Raw genomic sequence first — 26,400 nt, 5'->3', positions numbered from 1 at the left:
GGAACCTTTTGTGAGTGACAGCGTGGAGATCGGCATGGGCCGGACGGCCCGGCGCAGTTACACCCTCGACGACATCGGCATCGTGCCGACCCGGCGGACCCGGTCCTCCGCCGATATTTCGACGGCCTGGCAGATCGACGCCTACCGGTTCGAGATCCCGTTGCTCACCCAACCTTCCGACGCGGTAGTCGACCCGGACACCGCGGTCGCGGTCGGCCGGCTCGGCGGTCTCGGGGTGATCGACGGCGAGGGACTGTGGGCCAGGCACGCCGAGCCGCGGCGGGTGATCCAGGAGCTGATCGAGCTCGCCGAGACCGCAGAGTCCACCGAGCAGGTGGTGGCCGCGGTCCAGCAGGCGTATTCCGCGCCGGTGTCGGTCGACCTGCTCACCGAGGCGGTGCACACCCTGCGCGACGGCGGCGGCACGGTCGCCGTGCGGTTGTCCCCGCAGAATGCCGGATCGCTTGCCCAGCAGGTGATCTCGGCCGGCGTCGAGCTACTGGTGATTCAGGGGACGATCGTCTCGGCCGAGCACGTGCAGGGCAGCGGCGAAGCGTTGAACCTGAAGAGCTTCATCGCCGATCTGGACGTGCCGGTGATCGTCGGCGGGTGCACCAACTACCAGACGGCGACCCACCTGATGCGCACCGGCGCGGCCGGCGTGATCGTCGGTACCGGCGCCGGGATGACCTCGACCACCGACGAGGTGCTGGGGATCGAGGTGGCGATGGCCACCGCGATCGCCGACGCCGCGGCTGCCCGCCGTTCGTACCTGGACGAGACCGGCGGCCGCTACGTCCACGTGATCGCCGCCGGCGACATCGCGACCAGTGCCGACGTCGCGAAGGCAATCGCCTGTGGCGCCGATGCGGTAATGCTCGGAGAACCGTTGTCCGAGGCAGATTCCGCGCCGGCGGCCGGCTGGTTCTGGCCGCCATCGGCGGCGCATCCGGCGCTGCCCCGCGGCTACCCGCTGCCCACCGGGTCGGCCGATGTCCCGATCGAGCGGCTGCTGAACGGGCCGGCGATCGGGGCGGACGGCCGGACCAACCTGTTCGGCGCGCTGCGGCGGGCGATGGCCAAGACCGGCTACAGCGACCTGAAGGAGTTCCAGAAGGTCGGCCTGTCGGTGGCGCACTGAACGCCCGACCGGAGGTGGACGCCATCGGGGTGCCGGCGATCCCGGGGGAGCCGCGAATCCGGACCGATCTGGTGGCGGCACTGGATGTCGGTGGTACGTCGATCAAGGCCGGGCTGATCGCCGAGGACGGCACCGTGGTGCGCGAGTCGCGCCGGCCGACGGGCGCCGAAGGGGGCCCGCAGGCAGCGGTCGACCGGATCGTCGCCTTCGCGCAGGATCTGGTCGACACCGACAATGTCCGGGCGCTCGGCCTCGGCGTCCCCGGTGTGGTGGACAGCGCCGCCGGAATTGCCAGGTACGCGGCCAACCTCGGCTGGCGCGATGTCCCGTTCGTGCGCCTGTTGTCCGACCGGCTCGGGATCCCGGTGGTGCTCGGCCACGACGTCCGGCTGGGGGCGCTGGCCGAGGCCGTCCTCGGCGCCGGTACCGGCACCGACTCGGTGTACTTCGTGGCCATCGGCACCGGCATCGCCGGCGGCCTGGTCGAGGGCGGTCGGGTGGACAACGGGGCGACCGGGCAGGCCGGTGAGGTCGGGCACCTGGTGGTGCGGCCCGGCGGGCCGTTGTGCGGGTGCGGCAACCACGGCTGCCTGGAGTCGATCGCCTCGGCCTCCCGGATCGGCAGGGCCTACAGCGAACTCACCGGCGTGCAGGCATCGGCCCGGGATGTCGTTGAGCTGCTGCAGTCCGGTGACGAGGCCGCCGGTCAGGTCTGGGCCGACGCGATCGACGCGCTGGCCGACGCGCTGGCCGCGGTGACGGTGCTGCAGGACCCCGGGGTGATCGTCATCGGCGGTGGGCTGTCGCTGGCCGGGGAGGCGTTGACCGGCCCGTTGGCCGGGGCGCTGGCGCAGCGGTTGACGTTCCGCACCGCTCCGCCGATCGCGGTCACCGAACTCGGGGACCGGGCCGGCCTGGCGGGCGCCGCCCTGCTCGCCTGGCAGCAGCTTCGAAAGGACAAGCCGTGACGGAGCCGACCCGGACCGTGTTCACCGATGCCATGGTGGTGACGGCCGATGCGGTGTTCGCGCCCGGCTGGGTCGCGCTCGCCGGTGACCGGATCGTCGGGGTCGGCGAGCGGCAGGTTCCGGCTGAGTTCGCCGACGGTGCAACGAATATCGAGCTGGCCGGCCGGTGGCTGCTGCCCGGCTTCATCGACCTGCATGTGCATGGGGCGGCCGGCGCGACGTTCGATGCCGGCGCCGCCGACATCGCCGCCGGGCTGGCCGCCCACCGTCGGCACGGCACCACCCGCTCGCTGGTCTCGCTGGTCACTGCCTCGATCCCGGAGCTGGTCTCCCGGGTGTCGGCGGCCGCGGCCTACGCCGCCGGCGATCCGCACGTGCTCGGACTGCACCTGGAGGGCCCGTTCCTGTCCGAGCTGCGTCGGGGTGTGCACGACCCCGCATTGTTGCGGGCACCCGAACCCGCTGCGCTGGAACAGTTGTTGGTCGCGGGCGACGGTCAGGTCCGGGTGCTGACACTGGCCCCGGAGCTCGACGGCGGGCTCACCGCGGTGCGGTTCTGCGTCAGCTCCGGGGTGCATGCCGCGGTCGGGCACTCCGACGCCGACTACCCGACCGCGCTGGCCGCGTTCGAGGCCGGCGCCGATCTGGTGACGCACGCGTTCAACGGGATGCGGCCGCTGCACCACCGGGACCCGGCGATCATCGGCGCCGCGATGGACGCCGGGGTGGTGCTGGAGGCGATCAACGACGGCGTGCACCTGCATCCGGCGACGGTGCGGCTGCTCCGGTCGATCGCGCCCGGCCGGGTGGCGCTGGTGACGGACGCGATGGCCGCGGCCGGCGCTGCCGACGGCGACTACTCGCTGGCGGGATTCGACGTCCGGGTGTCCGATGGAGGCGCGCGGCTGGTGACCGACGATCCCGCGGTCCCGGGGTCGATCGCCGGTTCGACGCTGACCATGGACGTGGCGGTACGTCGGGCGGTGCAGGACGTCGGGCTGCCGGTGGTCGAGGCGGTGGCCGCCGCCTCCCTGGTGCCGGCCCGGCTGCTCGGGGTCGAGCGGGACCACGGCAGCATCGCACAGGGCCGGATCGCCGATCTGGTGGTGGCCGATCCGGACTGGTCGGTCGAGGCGGTGATGGTCGGCGGCAAGTGGGCCGACGAGCGTCGGCCGGAGCCGCCGGCGCGCTAACTGACCCGGGCCTTGCGCACCCGCAGCCCGGCAGCCGTCAGCCTGGCCAGCAGTTCCCGGGAGTCGACCGGCAGGGCGCCACGACCCACCAGCGAGTCGTAGCGGTCCTGCGGCACGTCGTAGTGATCGCGATCGAACCCGCGCTCCGGGATGCCGGCGGCGGCGGCGAAGGCGTGCAGTTCATCCAGGCTGACATCGCTGACCAGGTGTGACCAGACCTTGCCGTGGGCCGGCCAGCGCGGTGGATCGATCAGTATGGACATGCCGCCAGAGTAGGGGCACTGGCCTACGGTGAACAGGTGCGGGTGACGCGGTGGCGCCGGGGCCTGGCCGGGCTGCTGCTGACCGGCGCCCTGCTGGTGGCCGGCTGCTCGGCCGTCGTCACCGGTGAGCCGGTCGCCGCAACCGGCCGACCGGCGCTGGCCACCCCTGGCGCTCGGACCACGCCCACCGAGCTCAGCGCCCCGACCACCCCGACCGAGCCGACGACCCCGACCGAGCCGACGACCCCGACCGAGCCGACGACCCCGACCGAGCCGACGACCCCGACCGAGCTGACGGACCCGACAGCACCGACGGCGCGGACCACACCGACCCCGCGGACGACGCCCGAGACGTCCGGCCGGACGGTGAGCACCGCGATCCGGCCGACCCCGGCGACGCCGGCGCCGGCTCCGATGCCCGCCGTGCTCGACGTGCAGCCGCTGCTGCGGTCGATGACCGCCGCGCTGAACGACCACGACAGAGCTGCTTTCCTGAGCCACTTCTCGTCCCCGGCGGTCACCGTCGCGGCCCGGTGGTGGGACAACATGGACGTCATCGGCTTCGACGCCGGGTCGGTGGCGACCTACCAGGATCAGGGCCTGCGGGTGGCGCCGAACGATGCCGGGATCGCCGACATCGACTACCTGATGGCCGGCGCGCACCATCCCTCCGACGGCGCGGACGCCGACGGCACACCGGTGATCGGTACGTCCCAGTACCAGGTGCGGGTGAGCTGGCAACGCGACGGATCGCTGAAGATCACCAGGTGGCACGCGGTCCGGCCGGCCCCCTGGGACTGTTCGTGCGCGCTGGTCGCGACCAAGGGTTCCAGGGTGGTGGTGCTCAGCACCCCGGCGGCCGTCGGCTACGCCGAGCAGGTCGCCCAGGCCGCCGACACCGCGATCGACTTCCAGCGGCGGCTGTTCGTCGGTTCGAAGGTCGCGTTGACCCCGCTGAGCGGTGCGGTGATCTTCGCGACCGACCGGGCCACCGAGATTCAGAAGTGGTTCCGGGCAACGACGGACAAGCTCTCCGACGTCACCGGCATCGCGCTGGCCTATGTGCGGGATCTGACGATCGCCTTCGGCGACGACCGGCCGGTCGACCGGGAAGTGGGAAGTTCGCGGCTGGCGGTGGGCCCGATGGCCTCGGGTCTGCTGCCGAGTGTGCTGGTGCACGAACTGACCCACTACCGGTTCTTCGCCCTGCCGCTGGATCGTCAGCACCTGACCAACGATCCAGCGCTCGCGGAAGGGGTGGCGCAGTATGTGACCGAGCTGTACTTCGGCTCCAGCGCAGCGCAGGTGGCCACGGGCGCACCCGTGGCAGATCTGGGAACTTATCGGCTGGTGATGACGCCGGCCCGGCTGGAGAAGCTGTTCACCGGAGCCCCGCCGACCGCGGCGCAGATGCGGGACGGCAGCGCGGACGAATTGAACTTCTGGTATGTGATCGCCGCGTCGGTCTTCGTCTACCTCGGCGAGAAGTACAGCGTGGCAACGGCTCTGAAGATCGCCGAGTGCGGCTACACGGGCCGGGAAGCGTTCGCCTGCGCGGCGGATGCAACGGGGGGATCGGCGAAGAGTCTGCAGAGCAGTTGGGCGGACTGGGTACGCCGGAGCTACGGGTAATCGCTCCGAGGTCAGATCTTGGTACTGGTTCCGGGCATGCCGGTTTGGTGGGGTGGCAGGGTGGCGTATCGGTGGCCGGTGGGGGTGGGGGTGGTGACGATGGTTTCGCCGGGTCGGTCGCCGCGTTGGGTGTGCCAGCCGGGGATGTCTTTGGCGTAGTTCCCGGATTCGCAGAGTCCTTGGCCGTTGTCGATGCTGGTGTCGCCGCCGTCGCGGTAGGGGGTGATGTGGTCGGCGTGCCGGATCGCGGCGGCGCAGTAGGGGTGTCGACAGACCCGGTCCCGCAGGGTGATGAACCGGCGCAGGATGCCGTCGAACTCGCGTTTCCGGGAGTCCATGTTGGTCGCGACCCCGGTGACCGGGTCGACCAGCACCCGTTGCAGCCACACCTTGGCGCGGCGGAATTCGCGGGCGGTGACATCGAAGTCGGGGCTGGGGGTTTCGCAGGTGCATTCGCCGGGCGGGTGCTGGCCGGCGGACGCGGCGGGTGGTCCGCTGGTTTTTTGTTTCGGGTGGTTGGCCGGCGATGATGGCTCTGGCGTGTTCGGCCGGGATCGGGCCGAGACCTTCCAGGATCGCCGGTTCGTCACCGCCGTTGAATACCGTCTCCGGGGTGACGGTCAGGTTGATCACGACGGGCACCAGATGCGGGTCGCGTTCGCCGGTGACCGCACAGACCAGCAGGTCGGCCATGATCTGGTTCAGGGTGCGGGTCTCGCCGCCGACCCCGCGGATCGCTTTCGCCCTCTTCAGCAGGGTCGCGTACACCCGCACACCCTGCGCCAGCGGCAGCGACGCCCCGAGGTTCGCCATCCCGTCCTTACCCGGCCTCACCCAGACCCGGCGGTCCTTCTCCGCGGCAGTGCGCCGAGCGATCAGGCCGTGCGGGTCAATCGCGTACGCGGCGGCGTCGGCGGCCTGCTCGGTCTGCGCCTTGTTCCAGCCCGACATCCGCGGGCTGATCCCGGCGTCGACGAGGATCGCGTCGGTGTCCGTGAGGTGCGAGGTGCGGTTCGCCAGGATCGCGCACTGGTCCTCGGACACCGCACCCGCCCACAGCTGTTTGAACGCTTCGGGGAGCCGGTCCCGCAGGGTGACCGCCAGGCCGACGTGCCGGGACGCGGCGACCGGGGAGATCCGACGGGCGAACCCGATCTGCTCGGCGATGCCGCGGCCCAACTTCGACGCCGGAACACCGGATGCGGACTGTTCGGCGCGTTGCTGTTCGGCGAACGCGACCTCCTCCGCCAGCTGCGCCGCCGCCAGCACCGCTCGGGCCTGCTCCAACGCGGCGATCCGATCCACCCGCGCCGCGGCATCCCTGGGCGGCGCCGAGGTGGCCAGGACATCGGTGAACGCCCGCACCGATCGGACCATCCCATCGCCCAGCGGCCGCAGCAGCCGCCGCACCTCGTCCTCGAACCCCGGACCGAACGTCAACCGGACCGGCGCCCACGACGGCGCCAGCGCGGCCAACGTCGCCGCCCTGCCAGAATCCGTATCGCGACTCCCGCCGTCCTCCATCATACGTTCGATTTTATATCTTTCACCTGCACTCTTCAAGCGACTACTTCTGCTCACGGTGAACGGCGAAACCGGTTCACGGACGGTGGGTTCCGCGCAGGTATTCGTCGATTGTGATGAATTCATCCGCGCCGTCAAACTGCACGGACGACCTCGGGATCGAGCGAGTTGCCGCGGCCGGGGATCGACGCACCGGTCAGCACTGGATTCGTCATTCGTCGTGTGTAGCACCGCGTACCGACAGTTGTCGGTCACGCGTCATCAACTCGGTGTCAGCCGGCCGCTGACTCCAGCGCGTTGATCGTCAGAAGGTCGTACGCGGCAACGAGTTCGCCATCGGAATTGGTCACCCCGACGTCCCAGGTCACCTCGCCCTGGTCGATGCCGCCGCGAATGGTCTTGGCCTTGCAGGTGAGCCGGACCGAGATGACGTCACCGGGGTAGACGGGTTTGACGAACCGCAGCCGATCCAGGCCGAAGTTGGCCAGCACCGGACCCGGATCGGGATCGACGAACAGGCCGGCCGCCGCCGCCAGCACGAAGTAGCCGTGCGCCACCCGCCCCTCGAACAACGGATTCGCCGCTGCAGCCTGGTCATCCATGTGCGCGTAGAAGGTGTCGCCGGTGAAGTGCGCGAACGTCTCGATGTCGGCCAGGGTGATCTCCCGGGTGCCGGTGTGGAAGGTGTCACCGATCTGCAGCTGCTCGTAGTACTTGCGGAACGGGTGCACCCCGGGGTCGACCTCCGGCGCGTTGGCGTTCCACCTGCCGGTAGCGGCGGCGATCAGCGCCGGCGACCCGGACAGGCTGGTGGCCTGCATCAGGTGCAGCACACCGCGAATGCCACCGAGCTCGGCACCACCGCCGGCCCGCCCGGGACCGCCGTGGATCAGGTTGGGCAACACGGCTCCGTGTGGGGTGGCCGCCGCCGCACTGTCGCGATCCAGCAACAACAACCGACCGTGGAACGGCGCGATCTCCCGCACCAGGTCGCGGACGAACTGCTGGTCGTTGCTGACCACCGAGGCGACCAGACTGCCCTCCCCCAGCGCCACCAGCTCGGCCGCCTCGGCGGCGTCCGTATACGGGAACAGCGTGGTCACCGGACCGAAAGCCTCGATGGTGTGCAGGTTCCGGTCCCGACGGTCGCGGGCCAGCAGCACCGTCGGCGGGAAGAACGCACCCTTGGCCGGGTCTCCGGAACCGAGCGTCAGCTCCGCGTCCGGTCCACCGAGCAGGATGTCCGCCCCCTGCGCCAACCGGCGCACCGCGCCGGCCACCTCGTCGCGCTGCGCGACACTCACCAACGGCCCCATCCGGGTCGCCGGATCGCGCGGGTCGCCGACCACCACCTTCCCCAGTCGCGCCGTCAACGCATCGATCACCTTGTCCAGCAACGGCTCCGGTACCAGAGCGCGACGGATCGCGGTGCACTTCTGGCCGGTCTTCGACGTCACCTCGCGGGCCACCGTCTTGATGAACTGGGCGAACTCCTCGGTGTCCGGCCCGCCGTCCGGGCCGAGGATTGACGCGTTCAGCGAATCGGCCTCGCCGTTGAAGGTGGCGCTCCGCTCGACGACCGCCGGCCCGGACCGCAGCTTGGCAGCGGTCGATGCGGAACCGGTGAAGGCGATCACGTCGTTCCCGCCGAGGTGGTCCAACAGGTCACCGACACCGCCGGCGATGAACTGCACCGAGCCTTCCGGCAGGATGCCGGACTCGATGATCTGCCGGAAGGCCTGCTCGGCCAGCTGCGCGGTGGCGGTGGCCGGCTTGACGATCACCGGCAGCCCGGCCAGCAGGGTGGGCGCGAGTTTCTCCAGCATTCCCCAGACCGGGAAGTTGAACGCGTTGATAAAGACGGCAACGCCCGGCCGCGACGAGTAGATCGTCTGCCCGACGAAGTTGGGGTCCTTGCCCAGCGGCTCGATGCCACCGTCGGTGTAGATGGTGTCGTCCGGCAGCTCCCGGCGGGCCTTGCTGCCGTAGACGAACAGCACGCCGATGCCGCCCTCGACGTCGACCTGGGCGTCCGGGGTGGTGGCGCCGGCGGCGCCGTAGTTCGCGTGGATCTCGCCGGCCCGCCCGGTCAGGTACTTGCCCAGCTCCTTGAGCATCAGGCCGCGCTGCTGGAAGGTCAGCGCCCGCAGCGCCGGACCACCGACGGTCCTGGCGTGTTCGACCATCGCCGCCACGTCCAGTCCGCTGGCGGAAACCGTGGCCACCACCTCGCCGGTCGACGAGTCCAGGATCGGAGTGCCGTCGTCGGCGGCCGCGTACCAGGAACCGGCGGCGTAGCTGCTCAATTTCTGCGTCATGACCCGTTCCTACTCCTCTGCCGCAAGCGTGCCATCTGGACAGCTGACCGTTCGGTCAGTAATACTGTCACACAGGGCATTACAAAGTAAGTGGCGCGAGGAGGCAGGCATGGATGCCGAGGCGGACCTGCAGCAGCACTTCGACGAACTGATCGAGGCCGATGTCAGGATCGAGCCACGGGACTGGATGCCGGAGGCCTACCGCAAGACGCTGATCCGGCAGATCGCTCAGCACGCCCACTCCGAGATCATCGGCATGCAGCCCGAGGGCAACTGGATCACCAGGGCGCCGAGCCTGCGCCGCAAGGCGATCCTGATGGCCAAGGTGCAGGACGAGGCCGGGCACGGCCAGTACCTCTACTCGGCCGCCGAGACACTGGGTATCTCCCGCGAGCAGATGCTCCACCTGCTGCATGCCGGCAAGCACAAGTACTCGTCGATCTTCAACTACCCGACGCTGAGCTGGGCCGACATGGGCTCCATCGGCTGGCTGGTGGACGGCGCAGCGATCATGAACCAGGTGCCGCTGTGCCGCTGCTCCTACGGCCCGTATGCCCGCGCGATGATCCGGGTCTGCAAGGAGGAGTCGTTCCACCAGCGGCAGGGCTACGAGATCCTCTACACCCTCTCCCACGGGACGCCCGAGCAGAAGGCGATGGCCCAGGAGTCGGTCGATCGCTGGTGGTGGCCGTCGCTGATGATGTTCGGCCCACCGGACTCCGAGTCGTCGCACACCGAGCAGTCGATGGCCTGGAAGATCAAGCGGCACACCAATGACGAGCTGCGGCAGAAGTTCGTCGACATGTGCGTGCAGCAGGCCGAAGTACTCGGACTGACGCTGCCCGACCCCGATCTGGCCTGGAACGAAGAGCGCGGACACTACGACTTCGGCGAGATCGACTGGGACGAGCTGTACCGGGTGATCAAGGGGAACGGGCCCTGCAACAAGCAGCGGCTGGACCTTAGGGTGGCCGCGCACGACAACGGCCGTTGGGTGCGGGAAGCCGCGTCCGCCTATGCGGCGAAGCGGGACAAGCCCGCTACGCCTGACCGGGACAACCCCGCTACGCCCGGCCGGGACAACCCCGCTACGCCTGAGAGGGTGGCATGAGCACATCCGCCGACTGGCCCGCGAGGCGACAGGGAAGCGAGGATCCGAGTGTCGCCGACGAAGGAGACGACGCTCAGGCCCGGAGAGACCGCGGAGCCGAGCCATGGGCACTGTTCGAGGTGTTCGTCCGGGCCCGCCGCGGGCTGTCGCACAACCATGTCGGCAGCCTGCACGCGCCGGACCCGACGATGGCGCTGCAGAACGCCCGCGATCTGTACACCCGCCGGCAGGAAGGCGTGTCGATCTGGGTGGTGCGCTCGACCGACATCACCGCGTCCTCTCCCGACGAGAAGGATGCGTTCTTCGAACCCGCTGCCGACAAGATCTACCGTCACCCCACGTTCTACGACGTGCCCGACGGGGTGCAGATGTGACCGGCACGCCCCCGGACGCGCGCGCCCAGCGCACCGCCGACGTGCACGAGTACACCCTGCGGCTGGCCGATGACAGCCTGATCCTGAGCCACCGGCTGGCCGAGTGGGCCGCGCACGCTCCGCAGCTCGAGGAGGACCTGGCGCTGACCAACATCGGGCTCGACCTGCTCGGCCAGGCCAGGGCGCTGCTCACCTACGCCGCCGAACTCGGCGACGACCAGAAGTATCGCGACGAGGACGACCTGGCCTACCTGCGCTCCGAACAGGAGTTCCGCTGTTGCCTGCTGGTGCAGCAGCCCAACGACGACGACTTCGGGCTGACGATGGTCCGTCAGCTGTTCTTCTCCGCGTATCAGGTGCCGCTCTTCGAGCGGCTGTCCGGCAGCAAGGACGCCACCCTCGCCGCGGTCGCGGCGAAAGGGGTGAAGGAGGCCAGGTATCACCTCGAGCACGCCTCGGGCTGGGTGATCCGGCTCGGCGATGGCACCGAGGAGTCGCACCGGCGGGTGCAGGAATCCGTCGACCGGCTCTGGCCTTACGTCGGCGAGCTGTTCGAGTCCGACGAGCTGCTGCAGCGACTGGGCGCCGTCGGCATCGCCGCGGAACCTGCGGCGCTGCACCAGGTCTGGGATGACGCGGTGACGCGGGTACTCACCGAGGCGACGCTGACCGTCCCGACGGCGGTGTTCAAGCCGGGCACCGGCCGCGCCGGCCGGCACAGCGAGGCACTGGGCTTTCTGCTCGCCGAGATGCAGTACCTGCACCGGCTGCACCCAGGAGCACGCTGGTGATCGTTGCGGAGAGTCCTGCGACCGGGCGACAGCGCGCGGCCTTCCACCTGCTCAGGGTGTCGGCAATCGACCGGCTGACGGACGACTCGGCGGCGGTCAGCTTCGAGGTGCCCCGGCACCTGCGCGACGAGTTCTCCTTCGCCGCCGGGCAGCACCTGGCGATCAGGGCGACGATCGCCGGTGACGACATCCGCCGCAACTACTCGATCTGCGCCCCGGCCGGTTCCGGGCTACTACGGATCGGGGTGAAGCGGCTGCCGGACGGCGTGTTCTCCTCGTACGCCCTCGACCGGCTGCAGGTGGGCGACAGCCTGGAGGTGCTGAGCCCGAGCGGGACCTTCGGCACGCAGTTCGATCCGTTGCAGGCCAGGCATTACGGCGCGGTCGCCGCCGGATCCGGGATCACCCCGATACTGTCCATCCTGGCCTCGGCGCTGGCCGCCGAACCGGGCAGCCGGGCGACGCTGATCTTCGTCAACGCCACCTCACGCAGCATCATGTTCCTGGAGGATCTCGAGGATCTGAAGAACCGCTACCTCGGGCGGCTGCAGATCGTGCACGTGCTTTCCCGGGAGACCCAGGACGCCGAACTGCTGTCCGGCCGGTTGGACGCCGAACGGCTCACCGGGCTGCTCGACTCCCTGTGCGTCGACGGCAGCGGGAAACTCACCGTCGACGACTGGTTCCTGTGCGGCCCGCTACCGCTGACCGACCTGGTCCGGGACACCCTGGTCGAGCGCGGCACCGATCCGCAGCACATCCACCGTGAGTTGTTCCACGCCGATGCGCTGCCGCCGCGGGCGGCGGTGGCCCGCGAACAGTCCCGCGAGGACGGCTTCGAGGTGACGGTGGTGTTGGACGGCCGGACCACCGAGTTCACCATGAGCCCGGATGCCGATTCGGTGTTGGACGCCGCCCGGCTGCTGCGCAGCGAGATCCCGTTCGCCTGCAAGAACGGAGTCTGCGGCACCTGCCGGTGCAAGTTGGTGTCCGGCACGGTCGAGATGGCCCAGAACTATGCTTTGGAGGCCGACGAGGTCGAGCGCGGGTATGTGCTCGCCTGTCAGTCTTACCCGACCTCGGACAGTATCGTCGTCGACTTCGATCAGTGAGTTCAGTGAGGAAGATGCTGTGTGAGTGAGGCATTCTTGGTCGCCGGCAGCCGGACGCCGATCGGACGGTACGGCGGGGTGCTGTCGTCGGTGCGGCCGGACGACCTGGCCGCCCTGCTGATCCGCACCCTGACCGAGCGACTGCCGGCGGTGGACTGGGCCGCGGTCGACGACGTCATCCTCGGCTGCGCGAATCAGGCCGGCGAGGACAACCGCAACGTGGCCAGGATGGCCACCCTGCTGTCCGGCCTGCCGGTGACGATCAGCGGTACCACCGTCAACCGGCTGTGTGCCTCCGGCGCCGACGCCATCGCCATCGGCGCCCGGCAGATCCGCTGCGGCGAGGCCGATCTGATCATCGCCGGCGGGGTCGAGAGCATGAGCCGGGCGCCGTTCGTCGTCGGCAAGTCGACCAGCGCATTCGCCCGCGACCCACAGATGTTCGACACCACCCTCGGCTGGCGGTTCGTCAACCCCCGGCTGCAGAACGAGTACGGCACTGAATCGATGGCCGAGACCGGCGAGAACGTGGCGGCCGACTTCGGGGTCTCCCGCGCCGATCAGGACGGCTTCGCACTGCGCTCCCAGCAACGGGCGGCCGCTGCGATCGCGCGTGGCCGGTTCGGCACCGAGATCACCGCGGTGCCGGTGCCCCAGCGCAAGGGTGATCCGGTGCTGGTGGACACCGACGAGCACCCGAGGCAGACCTCGATGGAAGCACTGGCGAAGCTGCCTACGCCGTTCCGGGCCGGCGGCACGGTGACCGCCGGCAACGCCTCCGGCGTCAACGACGGCGCGGCCGTGGTGCTGCTGGCCTCCGCCGCCGCGGTCGACAGGTACCGGCTCGAACCGATCGCCCGGATCACCGGAGCGGCGACCGCGGGCGTGCCACCCAGGATCATGGGCATGGGCCCGGTCCCGGCCACGCGGAAGCTGTTGCAGCGAAACGGGTTGCAAGTTGCCGATCTGGACGTGGTCGAGCTGAACGAGGCATTCGCCTCGCAGGCCCTGGCCGTGCTGCGGGAACTCGACCTGCCGGACGACGCGGAGTTCGTCAACCCCAACGGCGGAGCCATCGCCCTCGGGCACCCACTCGGCGCCACCGGCGCCCGCCTGGTGCTGACCGCCGCATTGGAGCTGGCGCAGCGCGACGCAGCCCGGGCCCTGGCCACCATGTGTATCGGCGTCGGCCAGGGCCTTTCGGTCCTGATCGAACGGCCGTAGCGGTCAGGAGGCCGACGATGTTGGATCTGACACCGGACCGGGCGGATCTGGACCCGATCGAGATCGCTCCGCGGGAAGAGATCGAGGCGCTGCAACTGCAGCGGATGCACTGGACGCTGAACCATGCCTACCGCAACGTCCCGCACTACCGGCAAGCGTTCGACGACTTGGGCATCCATCCGGACGACCTGCGGCAGCTGTCGGACCTGCGGCACTTCCCGTTCACCGTGAAGAACGACCTGCGGGACACCTACCCGTTCGGCATGTTCGCCGTCCCCCGCGAACAGATTCGCCGATTGCACGGCTCCAGTGGCACCACCGGCAAGCCGATCGTGGTGGGCTACACGCAGAACGATCTGGACATGTGGGCCGACGTGGTCGCCCGGTCGATCAGGGCCGCCGGCGGCCGGCCCGGCATGCGGGTGCACAACGCCTACGGCTACGGCCTGTTCACCGGCGGCCTGGGGCTGCATGCCGGCGCGGAACGGTTGGGCTGCACGGTGATCCCGATGTCGGCCGGCCAGACCGAGCGGCAGGTCAAACTCATCGTCGACTTCGAACCGGACATCATCGTCGTCACCCCGTCGTACATGCTCTCGATCGTGGACGAGATGGAGCGGCAGGGCGTCGACCCGCGGTCGACCACGCTGAAGGTCGGCATCTTCGGGGCCGAACCGTGGACCCAGGACATGCGCAGGGAGATCGAGGAACGCCTCGACATGCACGCCGTCGACATCTACGGCCTGTCCGAGGTGATCGGGCCGGGGGTCTCGAACGAAACGGTGGAGACGAAGGACGGGCTGCACATCTGGGAGGACCACTTCTACCCGGAGGTGATCGACCCGGTCACCGGCGAGGTGCTGCCTGACGGGGAGAAGGGCGAGCTGGTGTTCACCTCGCTCACCAAGGAGGCCTTCCCGGTGATCCGTTACCGGACAAGGGATCTCACCCGGCTGCTGCCGGGGACCGCCCGGACGATGCGGCGGATGGAGAAGATCACCGGCCGCAGCGACGACATGATCATCCTGCGTGGGGTGAACCTGTTCCCCAGCCAGATCGAGGAGATCCTGCTCGGCTACCCCGGGCTGAGCGCGCACTTCCAGCTGGTGCTGACCAAGGACGGGCGGATGGACGCGATGGCGGTGCAGGTGGAGGCCCGGCCGGACTATGCGGAGACCGGCGAACGCGCGACGGCGGCCGAGCAGGTGCGCAAGCGGATCAAGGACGTGATCGGGGTGACCACCACGGTGCAGGTCCTGGAGCCGTTCGCCATCGAGCGCTCGCTGGGCAAGGCCCGGCGGATCATCGACCAGCGCCATGGCTGAACCGGCCACCGATGGCCACCCTGGCGTGGCCGCAGCTGACCGCCTCACCGTTCCGGACAGCGCCGATCCGGCGGCGGATCTGGCCGCGGTCGGCAACATGCTGGCCGACGACGCGGCGTCCGCCGGACTCGGCATGCGGCTCACCGAACTCGGCCTCGGCAGCGCAACGGTGACCATGACCGTGCGCCCGGACATGGTGAACGGCCACGACATCGGCCACGGCGGCTACATCTTCCTGGTGGCCGACACCGCGTTCGCCTGCGCCTGCAACACCCACGGCCCGGTGACGGTGGCGGCCGGCGCCGACATCAGCTTCGTCCGACCGGCGAAGGCCGGCGACCTGCTGACCGCCCGGGCCGTCGAACGCGCCCGGTACGGCCGCAGCGGCATCTACGACGTGACCGTCAGCAATCCGGCGGGCCTGGTCGCCGAGTTCCGCGGCCGGTCCCGGACCCTGCCGCGCTGACGGACACCCGACGGTGCGTCAGACGTTGACGCCGAAGTCCCTGGCGATTCCGCTGAGGCCGGAGGCGTAGCCCTGGCCGACGGCCCGGAACTTCCACTCGGTGCCGTTGCGGTACAGCTCGCCGAAGACCATCGCGGTCTCGGTCGAGGCGTCCTCGGTCAGGTCGTAGCGGGCCAGCTCGACGTTGTTGCTGCGGTCCACCACCCGGATGAACGCGTTGCGTACCTGGCCGAACGACTGCGAGCGGGCGTCCGCCTCGTAGATCGACACCGGGAAGACGATCGACACGATGTTCGGCGGCACGGCCACCAGGTTGACGTTGATCGCCTCGTCGTCACCCTCGCCCTCGCCGGTCAGGTTGTCGCCGGTGTGCTCGATCGAGCCGTCCGGCGAGCGGAGGTTGTTGAAGAAGATGAAGTGCTGGTCGGACAGCACCTTCTTGTCCTCGCCCAGCGCCAGCGCGCTGGCGTCCAGATCGAAGTCGACACCGGTAGTGGTCCGCACGTCCCAACCCAGACCGATGGTGACCGCCGTCAGGTTCGGGGCCTCCTTCGTCAGCGAAACGTTCCCACCCTTGGAAAGGCTCACACCCATAACTCTCGCGACCTCCGTCGTCTCGTGGTTCTCCGGCGGCTCGCGATCGGCCCGATGGCCGACGCTGACCTGATTTCGAGCCTACAGGTGGCGGCGGAGGCGGCATCGGGGAATCTCACCGATCCTGGCCTCAGGGTGCCGCGGGTGGGCCGCGGGGCGCCGCATCCCAGCGTTGCCCGGCACGGCCGCGGTGGCGGCTACTAGCATCGGCGCCAATGAGTGCTCCATGGTTCGGCGGCGGACGCAACCGCCAGGCGACCGACCTCGCTCCGGCCAGGTCGGCGTTGGACGGCGCCGCCCAGGCGCTGATCGACCTGGACACCCGACAGGGTTACGTCGACGACGCCATCAAATCGGCGCAGGCACTGACCGGTTCCACCGAGATCGCCAGGGCCTGGACGCCGATCGCCGAGCGCGCCTTCAAGGCGTCGGCCGAGTACCTGGACGCGACCGCGAAGTACCCGCTCACCGACACCTACGGCGAGCCGAACGCCAACCTTGATGTGGAATCCGCCCGCCGGGCGTTCGTCAGCGCGCACCGGGCGATGGCCGATGCCGCCTCAGCCGTCGACGGCTTCTACTCCCGCTACCGCGACCAGATCGAGGCCAGCAAACGGACACTGGCCGCCATCCCGAAGTTGGTCGGTGACGCCAGGGCGGCGGCCGCGGCCGCGACCGACCGGGCCGGCCAGGTCGCGCAGCAGCAGCCGGGCTTGCTGGACCTGCGATCGGTGGTGGCGGCGATGGACGGGCTGTCGGCGGCGATGTCCGCGCTGGACGCCGGCGGCTCGGCGGCCGACCTGCAGCAGGCGGCGACCGCGGTCCACGCGGCCGCGGGTGCCTTCACCGAGGCGATCAACGACGCCCCGCACCTGGCCCAGAAGGCCGCCGGCTCGCTGCCGTCGTTGAAGACCCGGTTGGACAGCCTGGCCACCAGGATGCAGCGGTTGCCGCAGGCCCAGTCGGCGATGTGGCGGGAGTTCAGCCAGGCCAGTTCCGCCGACCTGAACGAGCACGGCCGGCGCGCCGACGCAGCATTGTCGGCGGCCAGGGCCGACTTCGACAAGGCCACGACGGCGGTCCGCGATGGCAGGTCGGAGGACGCCCTCGAGCTGGTCGCCTCCAGTCGCCAGCACGCCGGCCAGGCCGACGCGCTGATCGACGACGTGACCGGCCGGCTGGAGCAGTTGCGCGAGGTGAAGCGGGACCCACGGGGCGCCGAACACCCGGTGCGGTTCGCGATCCGGGATGCCCAGCGGCTGGTGGTGGACCGCGGGTTGGCGGGTGAGTGGGGTTCGGTACTGGACGCCCAGTCGGCCAGGGTGGACCGGGCCATGCAGGGCATGGACCGCCCGCACCCCGACTACTGGTCGATGATCACCGAGCTGCGGTCGGTCCGCGAGTTCGTCGCCGACATCGTCGACCGGGTCCGGCAGCAGGCCCGCACCGACCGGGGCTGACGGCGCGGACATCAGCCCGTCCGGGTCAGCCCGTCCGGGTCAGGCGTCCGGCGGCCAGGCCCGGCAGACCCAGTCGTCGTTGTCGATCTCGAACTCGACGACGGCGGTGTTCGCCAGCCTGCCCGGTCGACAGCGATGGCCGTCCAGCACCGGCAGGGCGAACCGCATCACCCCACCGTGACTGATCGCCAGCACCGTCTCGCCGCGGTTCTCGTCCGAGATCTGTTGCAGCGCATCACGTATCCGTTCCAGCACAGCGGTGCCGGTCTCGGCTCCCGGCATCACAGCGGCATGCTCGCCGGCCAGCCAGCGGGTGAAGGTCGGCTGGAACGGGTCGGTGTCAAGGGGCCGGCCGGCGCCGTCGCCGACCTCGAATTCGCGCAGACCGGCGAGCGGGGTGAACCCGACGCCGAGCCGCTCAGCAACGATCTCGGCCGTCTGCACCGAGCGTTCCATGGTGCTCGGATAGACATGACCGATCCGCCGCGGCCGCAGTCGCTCCGCCAGCTCGGCGGCCTGCCTGCGGCCGAGTTCGGTGAGGGTGCCACCGGCGTCCGACCACAGCTCGGTCGGGTAGGTCGCCTCGGCGTGCCGGGCGATCAGCACCGTCGCCGGACACTGCAGGTCACTCACCGGTCACGTCCGCAGCTGCGAGAACAGCGGCGCCGACGCGTCTTTCGCCGACACCTGGGCAGGGTTCTGCGGGTCCACCGGGATCGGCCAGTCGATGCCGAGACCGGTGTCCAACGGCGAATACCCGACACCGGCCATCCCCGGCCGCCACTCGTCGGTGAAGCAGTACAGGTACTGGCAGCCCGCCTCGGACACCGATTGGAAGCCGTTGCAGACGCCGGCCGGGACCAGCACCTGGGTGCCGGTCCGCAGCGGAAGGGTGACGACCGCGCCGTAGCTCGGCGAGCCCTCCCGCGCGTCCAGATAGGCACCGAAGGCCTCGCCCGCGACACAGGCGACCAGCTTGACCATGGCCTCGCCGTGCAGCCCGCGGATGCCGCCCCGGGCGGTCTCGGTGATATTGATCTGCTGCCAGGCGCCGAGGCCGGCCAGCGGACCGGCATAGGCCGAGGCCCGGAAGAACTCTCGGACCGTGCCCCGCGGCTCGGTGACCTGCTTCATCGTCAGCACCAGCAGACCGTCGATGGCTGTCTTGTCGACCTGCATCTCGGTGATCTGCGGCGTCGTCATGTGCCCATCGTTCCACGGCCGTTCGCGCCCGGTGCACTACCGTGGGGCTCACCCTGCGCACACGGCAGGGCAAGGCTCCACCACCAGTGGCGGCCGATCATGACCAGCAGGCAGACCCAGCACCGAAGAGAAGGAACCGACGAGTTCGCGATGGCGAAACACGCAGATCAGACCGGAGGCGACGGCGCCGGCACCGGGGCCGCGCATATTCTCGATCTGGTGCGGCAGGCGATTCCGCCGATGCACCCGGGCGGCCGGCCGATCGTCGCCGGCGTTGCCGGCGCCACCCTCGGGCTCCGGCTGCTGTTGCGCTCGTTCGGGCTGCGCCGGGCCGGCCGGTTCGTCGGCCGCACCGGCCTGATCGGAACCGCGGCCACCGCACTGTTCTTCCGCGTCCCGAACCGGGTGACGCCGGCCGGCGTCGGCACCGTTGTCGCCCCCGCCGACGGCCTGATCGCGGTGGTCGACGAGGCCGTGCCGCCGGCCGAGCTCGGCCTGGATCCCACCCCGCGGCCCCGGGTCTCGGTGTTCCTGTCGCTGCTGGACGTGCACGTGCAGCGGGTGCCGGTGGAGGGCATCGTCACGCATGCCGCCTACCGGCCGGGGAAGTTCCTGTCGGCGGATCTGGACAAGGCGTCCGAGGACAACGAGCGCAACTCGCTGCTGATCGGTGCGGTCGCCGGCGGCGAGGTGGTGGTCACCCAGATCGCCGGGCTGTTGGCCCGCCGCATCGTCTGTGACGTCAGCCCCGGCAGCCCGGTGCACACCGGCGCGACCTACGGGCTGATCAGGTTCGGGTCCAGGGTCGACACCTATCTGCCGGTCGGCACGCCGCTCAAGGTGCGGGTCGGGCAGCGGACGATCGGCGGCGAAACGGTCCTGGCCGAACTGGGTGGCGCCGGTTCGAGCACCGGCACCTGAGATGGCCGTGTCGATGCCGGCCGGAGTGCGGTTCCTGCCGAACGCGATCACCGTCCTGGCGCTGTGCGCTGGGCTGTCCTCGATCGCGCTCGCCCATCGGGAACAGTGGTTCCTGGCGGCGGCAATCATCGGTGCCGCTGCCGTGCTGGACTCACTGGACGGCCCGGCCGCCCGGTTACTGCATTCGTCCAGCCGGATCGGCGCCGAGCTTGATTCACTGTCCGACTGCGTCAGCTTCGGCGTGGCACCGGCGGTGGTGATGTATCTCTGGGGGCTCGACCGGCACCCGATCGGCTGGTTGATCTGCCTGGTCTACGCGGTCTGCACCACGCTGCGGCTGGCCCGGTTCAACTCACTGTTGGACGACGACAACCCCAAGCCATACGCAAAAGGCTTCTTCACCGGGATCCCGTCGACGGCCGGCGGGCTGCTGGCCATCCTGCCGATGGCGCTGTACACGCGATTCGGCGACGGCTGGTGGACGAACGGCTGGCTGGTCGCCCTGTGGCTGCTCGTCGTGGCCGCACTGATGATCTCCCGGGTGCCGACCATCGCCCTCAAGTCGGTGTACTTCCCCTCGCAGTTGGTGATGCCCGCATTGATCGGCCTGGTGATCTGCGTGGCGCTGGCGTTCTACCAGCCGGTGATCATGTTCGCGCTCGGGATATTGGTGTACCTGGCACATCTGCCCTACGCCTCGTGGAAGTACCGGCACCTGCGTCGACACCCAGAGCTCTGGTATTCCGGTCGGGTGCGGACCCGGGTCAGGACCAGCCCCAGTCGACTGCGGCCCAGGGTTCCCACCCGGAGAGTCGCCGGCCGGGCCGGCGAGCGCAGACGGCCACGGTCATCGACGGCACCTGGATCATCCCCAGCATCTGGGTCGTCCGCCGCATCTGGGTCGTCCGCCACACCTGGGTCGTCCGCCGCGGCGGCCGAGCAACCCCGTCAGCCCCGGCGGTTGGGCCGTCGACGGTTGCGCTGAATCCCCCTTTGACGTTGCTCCGCCCAGCGGAGCATTGCCAAAGGTGGACGATCGTCGCAGGTCAGGGCGTTGAGTCCGGGGCCAGCAGGGCCCGCAGGGTGTCGATGGTGTCGGTCTGCTCCGCGGGTTTGGCGGTGTCGCCGAGCCGGTAGCTCTTGACCCTGGCGAACCGCAGCGCCACCCCACCCGGGTAGCGGCTGGACCGCTGCACGCCGTCGATCGCGATCTCCACCACCGTGGTCGGCTCGACGAACACCGCACCCCCGCTGTCCGCGCTGCCGGTCCGCCGGGACTCGATGGTCGGGAAGAACTCGGTCTGCCAGCGCAGGATGTCGTCCGTCAGCCCCTTGAAGGTCTTGCCGACCATCACGAAGCCACCGGGCTCACCGAACTCGCCGTCCGGGTCCCGGGCGCCCAGGTGCAGGTTCGACAGCCAACCGGTGCGCCGGCCGTAGCCCCATTCGGCGGCCAGCACCACCAGGTCGTAGGTGTGCACGGGCTTCACCTTGACCCAGCTCTTGCCCCGACGGCCGGCCGCGTAGACCGAATCGACCGCCTTGACCAGTACCCCTTCGTGCCCGGCTGCCAGCGCGCGGCCGAACAGTTGCTCGGCGGCGGCCGGATCGGCGGTGATCACCCCGGGGACGACCCGGTCGCCGACCACCGCCTCCAGTTCGGCCCGGCGCCGGCGCAGCGGCTCGTCGATCAGGTCGACGCCGCCGGCGTGCAGCAGGTCGAAGAACCACACCGACAGCTGGGCCTGCCGCGCCGACCGGGCGCCGAACCGGCTCATCGTGTCGGCGAACGGCCTGGCCCGGCCGTCCTCGCCGAGGGTGAGCGTCTCGCCGTCCAGGATCAGGTCGCCGCCGGGGAACCCGCCGACCAGTTCGACCACCTCGGGCACCCGCGCGGTGACGTCGGCCAGCGTCCGGGTGAAGGCGCTGACGACGCCGCCCACCCGGTGGATCTGCAGCCGCGCACCGTCGAGTTTGAACTCGACGGAGGCCTCGCCGGTGATCTCCAGCGCCGCGGTCGGTGACGCCGCGGTGCTCGCCAGCATCGGCAGCACCGGGATGCCCGGCGTGAGGCCGACGTCGTCGAACCCGTCCCCGGTCAATGCCCGTCTGGCGGTCTCGCCGAGATCGCCGGTGAGCATCGCCGCCCGCCGCACCGCAGTCGCCGGGCGGCCGGCGGCGGCGGCGATCGCGTCCAGCACCACCCCCTCGAGCGCACCGGTGCGGACGTCACCGAGCAGCGACCGGACCAGGAAGTCCTGTTCGTCGGAAGTGGCGCGGGTCAACAGGTCTCGTAACACCGTCGCCCTGACCGTTGTCGATCCGCTGCCGGAGCCGACGGCCGCGGCCAGCCGGTCGAGGGCGGCATCGACGTCGGCCAGCTGCAGGGAGGCGGTCGGCGCTGGTTCTGGTCGGACGCCGTCGAGCGTGCGCCAGCCGACGCCGGTGCGGCCTTGTCGTGGCTTGCCCAGCAACAGACCGATCGCGGTCGGCACCTGGTCCGGCGGCAGCCCGCGGAACAGCTCGGCGAGCGCAGCGACCTTCGCCAGTCGCGAGCTGGTGGCGGCGGCGGTGGCCGCCGCACCGACCACGTCGGTGAGCGTCATCCGATTATTGTCGCGCGAGCGACCGACAGTGCCGATTGACCAGAAGTGCGGGTGGGTCAGCTCTCGATGCCGAGCCGGCGCTTGGACCTGGCCTGCTGCCGGGTCTGCCGCATCCGCCGGAGCCGGCGCACCAGCAGCGGGTCGTAGGCCAGCGCGACCGGGTTGTCGATGACGGCGTTCAACACCTGGTAGTACCTGGTCGGCGACAGGTCGAACATCTCCTTGATCGCCTGCTCCTTGGCCCCGGCGAACTGCCACCACTGCCGTTCGAACTGCAGCACGTCACGCTCCCGGCGGGTCAGGCCATCGGGAAGCTCCTCGGGTGCTCCATCGCTCCCGGCGGCCGAGTTCGCACTCGTCATCGCTGCTTCCTCCTGTGGCCGTGCTGGTGCGAATCACACCTGTGTCATTCCGTAGAACCATCCCACCACGCGGCCCGCCCCCGGTCCAGTTGCCCCCGGAGTGTCGCGCCCGGAGTGTCGGCAACCCCGCAGGTCACGGGGCTGACGGGACCGGTGTGACGATTGTGACGGGTGTGACCGGCAAGCCGGCGACCAGCTCGACCTCGAATCCATCGTTGTTGGTCAGATAGCCGGCGAACTGCTCATCGCCACCGGCATGTGGATAGCGATCGGCGAACAGCTGGGTCCAGCCGTGATCTGCGGCCCGCGCCATCAGGGCATCCAGCGCCGCCACGTCACCCGCGTGGAAGGCCAGATGATTGAGACCGGGTCGGAGCCGATCGTGCACGTCGCCGATCATCGCCGGCGACTGTTCGACCACCAGGTAGGTCTCCCCCAGCCGCCAGCCTCGACCGGCCGGCCAGTTCTGGAACTCGGTGTAGCCCAGCGCCCCGAGCAGCCACCCCCATTCGGCCACCGCCCGCGACAGATCGGGCACCCACAGCTCGACGTGGTGCAGCAGACCTCTTTTCGGCATTCGCCGACCCTAGCCAAGGCGCCGTCGTCGAGGCTTGGTCGGCTGCGTCAGAAGATCAGCATGCCCACCAGGTAGCTGGATCCGAGCGTGCCGACGCCGACCGCGAGCGTTCGGGCCACGGTGCGCGAGACGGTCGTGTGACCGCGCCGCGCGCTGACGAACGAGGTGATGACCAGCGAGATGACCACGGTCAGCAGGATCGCCCAGCCCTCCACCGCACCCGGCACGAACGCGCTGACCAGCAGCGGGACCAGCGAGCCGAGGATGAAGGCAGCTCCTGCCGACACCCCTGCCCAGGCCGGCGCCCACCGCGGCATCAGCTGTCGGATGTCGTGCTCGGCGTCGAGTTGGGCGGCCAGCGCATCCCGCGCGCTCAGCTGCTCGGCCACCTGGCGGGCCAGGTCGGGGGCCAGCCCGCGACTCACGTAGTGATCGGCAAGTTCGGCGAGCTCCGCTTCCGGACTGTGCTCGAGTTCGGCCGCTTCCACCGCGATCACCCTGAGCTGCGCATCCCGCTCGGCGGCCTCCTCCGCCCACTTGGCTCCGCCCAGACCCAGGCCGCCGGCGATCATCGCGACGAACGCCGCCGTCAACAGCGTGGCGTCGGTGGCGCCCGCGCCGGCGAAGCCCTCAAGGATGCCGGCCGTCGCCAGGATTCCGTCATTCGCGTCGACGGTCCAGGAGCGGGTCGCCCTGGCGTCGGACAGGGCGCTGCGAAACCGAGCGAACCTACCGTCGGTGGATTCGCTCATCGGCCGAAAGTACCCGGCGGACACCGACGGGTAATGCCGGGCCCTGGGCACCCCTCAGGATTGCCCAGGGCACCGGCCCTCAGAGGTTGCCGCGGCGGTCCTGCTCGCGTTCGATCGCCTCGAACAACGCCTTGAAGTTGCCCTTGCCGAAGCCGAGCGAACCGTGCCGCTCGATCAGCTCGAAGAACACCGTCGGCCGGTCGCCCAGCGGCGCGGTGAAGATCTGCAAGAGGTAGCCGTCCTCGTCCCGGTCGACCAGGATGCCGCGCCTCTGCAACTCCTCGATCGGCACCCGCACCTTGCCGATCCGGGCCCGCAGCTCCGGGTCCTGGTAGTACGAATCCGGCGTGGACAGGAACTGGACCCCGTTGGCCCGCAACGCATCCACCGAGGCGATGATGTCGCCGGTGGCCACCGCAAGGTGCTGGGCACCGGCGCCGCGATAGAACTCCAGATACTCATCGATCTGGGACTTCTTCTTCGCCACGGCCGGCTCGTTGAGCGGGAACTTGACCCGGTGGTTGCCGTTCGCGACCACCTTGCTCATCAGCGCCGAATAGTCGGTGGCGATGTCGTCACCGATGAATTCGGCCATGTTCACAAAGCCCATCACCTTGTTGTAGAAGGTGACCCACTCGTCCATCCGGCCGAGCTCGACGTTGCCGACAATGTGGTCAAGGGCCTGGAACAGCCGCTTCGGCTCACCGTCCCGCTTGACCCACTTCGACTGCGCCGCAACGTATCCGGGCAGATACGGGCCGGTGTAACGGCTCCGGTCGACCAGGGTATGACGGGTGTCTCCGTAGGTCGCGATGGCCCCGATCCTGACCGTGCCGTGCTCGTCGGTGACGTCCTGCGGCTCCCGCAGCACCGTCGCGCCGGCCCGGCGCGCCTGTTCGATGCACTTGTCCACGTCGGGCACCTCGAGCGCGATGTCGGACACCCCGTCGCCGTGCTTGCGGTGATGCTCCACCAACTCCGAGTCCGGATCCACCGCGCCGTTGATCACGAAACGGATCGAGCCGGACTTCAGCACGAACGATTTGTGGTCGCGGTTGCCGTTCTCCGGGCCGGAGTAGGCGACCAATTCCATGCCCCAGGCCGACTGGTAGTAGTGCGCGGTCTGGGTGGCGTTGCCGACCACGAAGACGATGGCGTCCCAACCGGTCACCGGGAACGGGTCGGCATCGGCGTCGTAGTCGACCAACCCGACCAACTGCACCAGTTCTTCCGGGGTCAGATTGGCGGCGCGCTCCTCGACGGTCAGCTCGAGGTTCTCCATGGTGGTCATCAACTACTCCTGACGTTGGGCCGCCGATCCGTTGCGGCTGTCGGCCGGGATCGGCCGGGGCGCGGCGGTGAGCTCGGTGAGTGCATCGTGAACAGTGACCCGCGGGTAGGCAAGAGATCAGTCTGACGCTGGCTATGGTGTACAGAATGGCGAACCTGAACGCCCGAACGCTGAACACTTTGCACAGCCCGGAGAAACAGTGATCATTGACGAACTGGACGCGGCGATCCTCGATCTGCTGGCCACCGATCCACGGGTCGGGGTGCTCGAGGCGTCGCGACGGCTGCGGGTCGCCCGCGGCACGGTGCAGGCCCGGCTCGACCGACTGCAGCGCACCGGGGTGATCGCCGACTTCGCGCCGACGATCGACCCGGCAGCGCTTGGCTACCCGGTCACCGCGTTCCTGTCGCTGGAGATCGCGCAGAGCGGCGGCCGGGCGAACGTTCTCACGCATCTGCGGCAGATTCCCGAGGTGATCGAGGTGCACACCGTCACCGGCACCGCCGACCTGCTGGTGCACCTGGTCGCCCGGTCGAACTCCGATCTGCAGCGGGTGATCGACTCGGTGGTCGCCGATCCGTCGGTGCTGCGGGCGGCCACCACCATCGCGCTGGCCACCCCGATCCCACTGCGCACCAGGCCGCTGGTGGCCTCGGCGGTTGATCAACCGCGAGCGGTCGAACAGGCGTGAACCGTCAGCCGGGCAGTTCGCCGGAGGCGCGCTCCGGGCGGATCCGGATCACCACCCGCTCGTCGGCCACCATCGCCGCCCGGTACTCATCCCAGTCCGGGTGCTCGCCGGCGATCGCCCGATAGACCTCGACCAGCAGATCCACCGTGCCGGGGTCGGTCTGATCGATGATCTCGGCGGTGCCGTCAACCTGCACCCAGTAGCCGTAGAAGGCGTCCGCCAGCACCAGTACCGATGCCCGCGGGTCTCGCCGCAGGTTCCGCACCTTGGCCAGCATCTGGCGGCTGGAGATCACCAGCGCGCCGTCCAGCACGCCGATGTTCAGCGGCGACATCTGCGGAGATCCGTCCTTGCGTCTCGTGGCCAGTACCGCATGGTCGTTCTCCGCCACATACGCGAGCGCCTGTTCGATCGTCACAGCCACAGCAGCCTCCGGAATCGGTTGTCACCCAGTTCGATGGTCAACCGCGGCGGCGGCCACGGGATTCCAGCCCGACACCC

27 protein-coding genes and 1 pseudogene are annotated in these 26,400 nt (G+C 69.8%); 15 read left to right on the top strand and 13 right to left on the bottom strand.

Annotated features, from left to right (window positions below):
• The first annotated feature begins 10 nt into the window (after nt 1–10).
• From K340_RS0106100 to nagA, 3 genes are read left to right on the top strand one after another with little or no spacing between them, the layout of a single operon-like run.
• Entirely contained in the window at nt 11–1,141 is a 1,131-nt protein-coding gene (locus tag K340_RS0106100; RefSeq protein WP_029136061.1) for a GuaB3 family IMP dehydrogenase-related protein, read from the top strand.
• A 14-nt stretch (nt 1,142–1,155) separates the two neighbouring features.
• The gene (locus K340_RS0106095) at nt 1,156–2,109 is read left to right on the top strand and encodes an ROK family protein (protein WP_211229291.1); all 954 of its coding nucleotides are present in this window, start codon (nt 1,156–1,158) and stop codon (nt 2,107–2,109) included.
• Nucleotides 2,106–3,302 (top strand): N-acetylglucosamine-6-phosphate deacetylase, encoded by a 1,197-nt coding sequence (gene nagA, locus K340_RS0106090; protein WP_029136059.1) that lies wholly within the window; start codon nt 2,106–2,108, stop codon nt 3,300–3,302. Before K340_RS0106095 ends, nagA begins: the two co-directional genes overlap by 4 nt.
• On the opposite strand, the gene K340_RS0106085 is transcribed toward nagA, so the two are convergent.
• On the bottom strand, nt 3,299–3,565 hold the full coding sequence (locus tag K340_RS0106085; protein WP_029136058.1) for a DUF4031 domain-containing protein: 267 nt from the start codon (nt 3,563–3,565) through the stop codon (nt 3,299–3,301). The genes nagA and K340_RS0106085 overlap by 4 nt on opposite strands.
• A gap of 36 nt (nt 3,566–3,601) precedes the next feature.
• On the opposite strand from K340_RS0106085, the gene K340_RS36550 reads away from it, so the two are divergent.
• On the top strand, nt 3,602–5,197 hold the full coding sequence (locus K340_RS36550; protein WP_029136057.1) for a hypothetical protein: 1,596 nt from the start codon (nt 3,602–3,604) through the stop codon (nt 5,195–5,197).
• Between the two features lie 11 nt (nt 5,198–5,208).
• Here K340_RS36550 and K340_RS35715 read toward each other — a convergent pair whose 3' ends face one another.
• The 3 genes and pseudogenes from K340_RS35715 to paaZ form a co-directional block, all read right to left on the bottom strand.
• A complete protein-coding gene (locus K340_RS35715) occupies nt 5,209–5,571 on the bottom strand; it encodes an HNH endonuclease (protein WP_154674104.1) in 363 nt (120 codons plus the stop codon).
• A gap of 220 nt (nt 5,572–5,791) precedes the next feature.
• A pseudogene (locus K340_RS37460) lies at nt 5,792–6,574 on the bottom strand (DUF222 domain-containing protein); the annotation flags it as partial.
• 419 nt (nt 6,575–6,993) lie between these two features.
• Nucleotides 6,994–9,039 carry a phenylacetic acid degradation bifunctional protein PaaZ gene (gene paaZ, locus K340_RS0106065; protein WP_029136055.1) on the bottom strand — a complete coding sequence of 682 codons (2,046 nt, stop codon included), beginning with the start codon at nt 9,037–9,039 and terminating at the stop codon, nt 6,994–6,996.
• Nucleotides 9,040–9,148: 109 nt separating this feature from the next.
• Between paaZ and paaA the strand changes: the two genes are divergently transcribed.
• Genes paaA through paaI form a run of 7 tightly spaced genes read left to right on the top strand, consistent with a single transcriptional unit; the run spans nt 9,149 to nt 15,442 of the window.
• Complete coding sequence (gene paaA / locus K340_RS27855; protein ID WP_084614104.1) at nt 9,149–10,150, top strand: 1,2-phenylacetyl-CoA epoxidase subunit PaaA; 1,002 nt, start codon at nt 9,149–9,151, stop codon at nt 10,148–10,150.
• Nucleotides 10,147–10,524: a 1,2-phenylacetyl-CoA epoxidase subunit PaaB gene (paaB, locus tag K340_RS0106055; RefSeq protein WP_084614103.1), complete on the top strand. Its 378-nt coding sequence runs from the start codon at nt 10,147–10,149 to the stop codon at nt 10,522–10,524. The genes paaA and paaB overlap by 4 nt, the downstream gene beginning before the upstream one ends.
• A complete protein-coding gene (gene paaC, locus K340_RS0106050) occupies nt 10,521–11,315 on the top strand; it encodes a 1,2-phenylacetyl-CoA epoxidase subunit PaaC (RefSeq protein WP_084614102.1) in 795 nt (264 codons plus the stop codon). The genes paaB and paaC overlap by 4 nt, the downstream gene beginning before the upstream one ends.
• Nucleotides 11,315–12,427: a 1,2-phenylacetyl-CoA epoxidase subunit PaaE gene (gene paaE, locus K340_RS0106045; protein ID WP_037363214.1), complete on the top strand. Its 1,113-nt coding sequence runs from the start codon at nt 11,315–11,317 to the stop codon at nt 12,425–12,427. The genes paaC and paaE overlap by 1 nt, the downstream gene beginning before the upstream one ends.
• 21 nt (nt 12,428–12,448) lie before the next feature.
• Nucleotides 12,449–13,651, top strand: coding sequence for a 3-oxoadipyl-CoA thiolase (gene pcaF / locus K340_RS0106040; protein WP_029136051.1), 1,203 nt, complete (start codon nt 12,449–12,451; stop codon nt 13,649–13,651).
• 17 nt (nt 13,652–13,668) lie between these two features.
• The gene (paaK, locus tag K340_RS0106035) at nt 13,669–14,976 is read left to right on the top strand and encodes a phenylacetate--CoA ligase PaaK (RefSeq protein WP_029136050.1); all 1,308 of its coding nucleotides are present in this window, start codon (nt 13,669–13,671) and stop codon (nt 14,974–14,976) included.
• Nucleotides 14,969–15,442: a hydroxyphenylacetyl-CoA thioesterase PaaI gene (paaI, locus tag K340_RS0106030; protein WP_084614101.1), complete on the top strand. Its 474-nt coding sequence runs from the start codon at nt 14,969–14,971 to the stop codon at nt 15,440–15,442. Before paaK ends, paaI begins: the two co-directional genes overlap by 8 nt.
• An 18-nt stretch (nt 15,443–15,460) precedes the next feature.
• On the opposite strand, the gene K340_RS0106025 is transcribed toward paaI, so the two are convergent.
• Nucleotides 15,461–16,036, bottom strand: a complete 576-nt coding sequence (locus tag K340_RS0106025; RefSeq protein ID WP_029136048.1) for a TerD family protein — start codon at nt 16,034–16,036, stop codon at nt 15,461–15,463.
• A 215-nt stretch (nt 16,037–16,251) separates the two neighbouring features.
• Between K340_RS0106025 and K340_RS27850 the strand changes: the two genes are divergently transcribed.
• On the top strand, nt 16,252–17,496 hold the full coding sequence (locus tag K340_RS27850; protein WP_051265253.1) for a hypothetical protein: 1,245 nt from the start codon (nt 16,252–16,254) through the stop codon (nt 17,494–17,496).
• A gap of 39 nt (nt 17,497–17,535) precedes the next feature.
• On the opposite strand, the gene K340_RS33925 is transcribed toward K340_RS27850, so the two are convergent.
• Nucleotides 17,536–18,129 (bottom strand): histidine phosphatase family protein, encoded by a 594-nt coding sequence (locus tag K340_RS33925; protein WP_029136046.1) that lies wholly within the window; start codon nt 18,127–18,129, stop codon nt 17,536–17,538.
• 3 nt (nt 18,130–18,132) lie between these two features.
• Entirely contained in the window at nt 18,133–18,699 is a 567-nt protein-coding gene (locus tag K340_RS0106005) for a dTDP-4-dehydrorhamnose 3,5-epimerase family protein (RefSeq protein ID WP_051265251.1), read from the bottom strand.
• Nucleotides 18,700–18,849: 150 nt separating this feature from the next.
• On the opposite strand from K340_RS0106005, the gene K340_RS0106000 reads away from it, so the two are divergent.
• The gene (locus tag K340_RS0106000) at nt 18,850–19,620 is read left to right on the top strand and encodes a phosphatidylserine decarboxylase (RefSeq protein WP_029136044.1); all 771 of its coding nucleotides are present in this window, start codon (nt 18,850–18,852) and stop codon (nt 19,618–19,620) included.
• Between the two features lies 1 nt (nt 19,621).
• Nucleotides 19,622–20,605, top strand: coding sequence for a CDP-alcohol phosphatidyltransferase family protein (locus K340_RS0105995; protein ID WP_029136043.1), 984 nt, complete (start codon nt 19,622–19,624; stop codon nt 20,603–20,605).
• A 61-nt stretch (nt 20,606–20,666) separates the two neighbouring features.
• Here K340_RS0105995 and K340_RS0105990 read toward each other — a convergent pair whose 3' ends face one another.
• The 5 genes from K340_RS0105990 to hppD all read right to left on the bottom strand — a co-directional run bounded on the left by K340_RS0105990 (nt 20,667) and on the right by hppD (nt 25,199).
• Nucleotides 20,667–22,226, bottom strand: a complete 1,560-nt coding sequence (locus K340_RS0105990) for an ATP-dependent DNA ligase (RefSeq protein ID WP_029136042.1) — start codon at nt 22,224–22,226, stop codon at nt 20,667–20,669.
• Between the two features lie 56 nt (nt 22,227–22,282).
• The gene (locus tag K340_RS0105985; protein WP_029136041.1) at nt 22,283–22,588 is read right to left on the bottom strand and encodes a DUF3263 domain-containing protein; all 306 of its coding nucleotides are present in this window, start codon (nt 22,586–22,588) and stop codon (nt 22,283–22,285) included.
• A 133-nt stretch (nt 22,589–22,721) separates the two neighbouring features.
• Nucleotides 22,722–23,165 carry a VOC family protein gene (locus K340_RS27840; protein ID WP_051265249.1) on the bottom strand — a complete coding sequence of 148 codons (444 nt, stop codon included), beginning with the start codon at nt 23,163–23,165 and terminating at the stop codon, nt 22,722–22,724.
• Between the two features lie 47 nt (nt 23,166–23,212).
• Nucleotides 23,213–23,917 (bottom strand): VIT1/CCC1 transporter family protein, encoded by a 705-nt coding sequence (locus K340_RS0105975; RefSeq protein ID WP_029136040.1) that lies wholly within the window; start codon nt 23,915–23,917, stop codon nt 23,213–23,215.
• A 79-nt stretch (nt 23,918–23,996) separates the two neighbouring features.
• The gene (gene hppD, locus K340_RS0105970) at nt 23,997–25,199 is read right to left on the bottom strand and encodes a 4-hydroxyphenylpyruvate dioxygenase (protein ID WP_211229315.1); all 1,203 of its coding nucleotides are present in this window, start codon (nt 25,197–25,199) and stop codon (nt 23,997–23,999) included.
• 208 nt (nt 25,200–25,407) lie between these two features.
• Between hppD and K340_RS0105965 the strand changes: the two genes are divergently transcribed.
• Nucleotides 25,408–25,899, top strand: a complete 492-nt coding sequence (locus K340_RS0105965) for an Lrp/AsnC family transcriptional regulator (protein WP_029136038.1) — start codon at nt 25,408–25,410, stop codon at nt 25,897–25,899.
• Nucleotides 25,900–25,903: 4 nt separating this feature from the next.
• On the opposite strand, the gene K340_RS0105960 is transcribed toward K340_RS0105965, so the two are convergent.
• Nucleotides 25,904–26,317: a PPOX class F420-dependent oxidoreductase gene (locus tag K340_RS0105960; protein WP_029136037.1), complete on the bottom strand. Its 414-nt coding sequence runs from the start codon at nt 26,315–26,317 to the stop codon at nt 25,904–25,906.
• Nucleotides 26,318–26,400 lie beyond the last annotated feature (83 nt).

The organism is Nakamurella lactea DSM 19367 (genome assembly GCF_000426645.1).
Taxonomy (GTDB): domain Bacteria; phylum Actinomycetota; class Actinomycetes; order Mycobacteriales; family Nakamurellaceae; genus Nakamurella; species Nakamurella lactea.
The sequence above is the reverse complement of the archived record's forward strand: the minus strand, read 5'-3'. Positions and strand labels throughout refer to the sequence as shown.

Coding starts and splice junctions, on each gene's coding strand:
- K340_RS0106085 (WP_029136058.1), bottom strand. CDS start 3,565: ATGTCCATACTGATCGATCCACCGCGCTGGCCGGCCCACGGCAAGGTC.
- paaZ (WP_029136055.1), bottom strand. CDS start 9,039: ATGACGCAGAAATTGAGCAGCTACGCCGCCGGTTCCTGGTACGCGGCC.
- paaA (WP_084614104.1), top strand. CDS start 9,149: ATGGATGCCGAGGCGGACCTGCAGCAGCACTTCGACGAACTGATCGAG.
- paaB (WP_084614103.1), top strand. CDS start 10,147: ATGAGCACATCCGCCGACTGGCCCGCGAGGCGACAGGGAAGCGAGGAT.
- paaK (WP_029136050.1), top strand. CDS start 13,669: ATGTTGGATCTGACACCGGACCGGGCGGATCTGGACCCGATCGAGATC.
- paaI (WP_084614101.1), top strand. CDS start 14,969: ATGGCTGAACCGGCCACCGATGGCCACCCTGGCGTGGCCGCAGCTGAC.
- K340_RS0106025 (WP_029136048.1), bottom strand. CDS start 16,036: ATGGGTGTGAGCCTTTCCAAGGGTGGGAACGTTTCGCTGACGAAGGAG.
- K340_RS27850 (WP_051265253.1), top strand. CDS start 16,252: ATGAGTGCTCCATGGTTCGGCGGCGGACGCAACCGCCAGGCGACCGAC.
- K340_RS0106005 (WP_051265251.1), bottom strand. CDS start 18,699: ATGACGACGCCGCAGATCACCGAGATGCAGGTCGACAAGACAGCCATC.
- K340_RS0106000 (WP_029136044.1), top strand. CDS start 18,850: ATGGCGAAACACGCAGATCAGACCGGAGGCGACGGCGCCGGCACCGGG.
- K340_RS0105995 (WP_029136043.1), top strand. CDS start 19,622: ATGGCCGTGTCGATGCCGGCCGGAGTGCGGTTCCTGCCGAACGCGATC.
- K340_RS0105990 (WP_029136042.1), bottom strand. CDS start 22,226: ATGACGCTCACCGACGTGGTCGGTGCGGCGGCCACCGCCGCCGCCACC.
- K340_RS0105985 (WP_029136041.1), bottom strand. CDS start 22,588: ATGACGAGTGCGAACTCGGCCGCCGGGAGCGATGGAGCACCCGAGGAG.
- K340_RS27840 (WP_051265249.1), bottom strand. CDS start 23,165: ATGCCGAAAAGAGGTCTGCTGCACCACGTCGAGCTGTGGGTGCCCGAT.
- K340_RS0105975 (WP_029136040.1), bottom strand. CDS start 23,917: ATGAGCGAATCCACCGACGGTAGGTTCGCTCGGTTTCGCAGCGCCCTG.
- hppD (WP_211229315.1), bottom strand. CDS start 25,199: ATGGAGAACCTCGAGCTGACCGTCGAGGAGCGCGCCGCCAATCTGACC.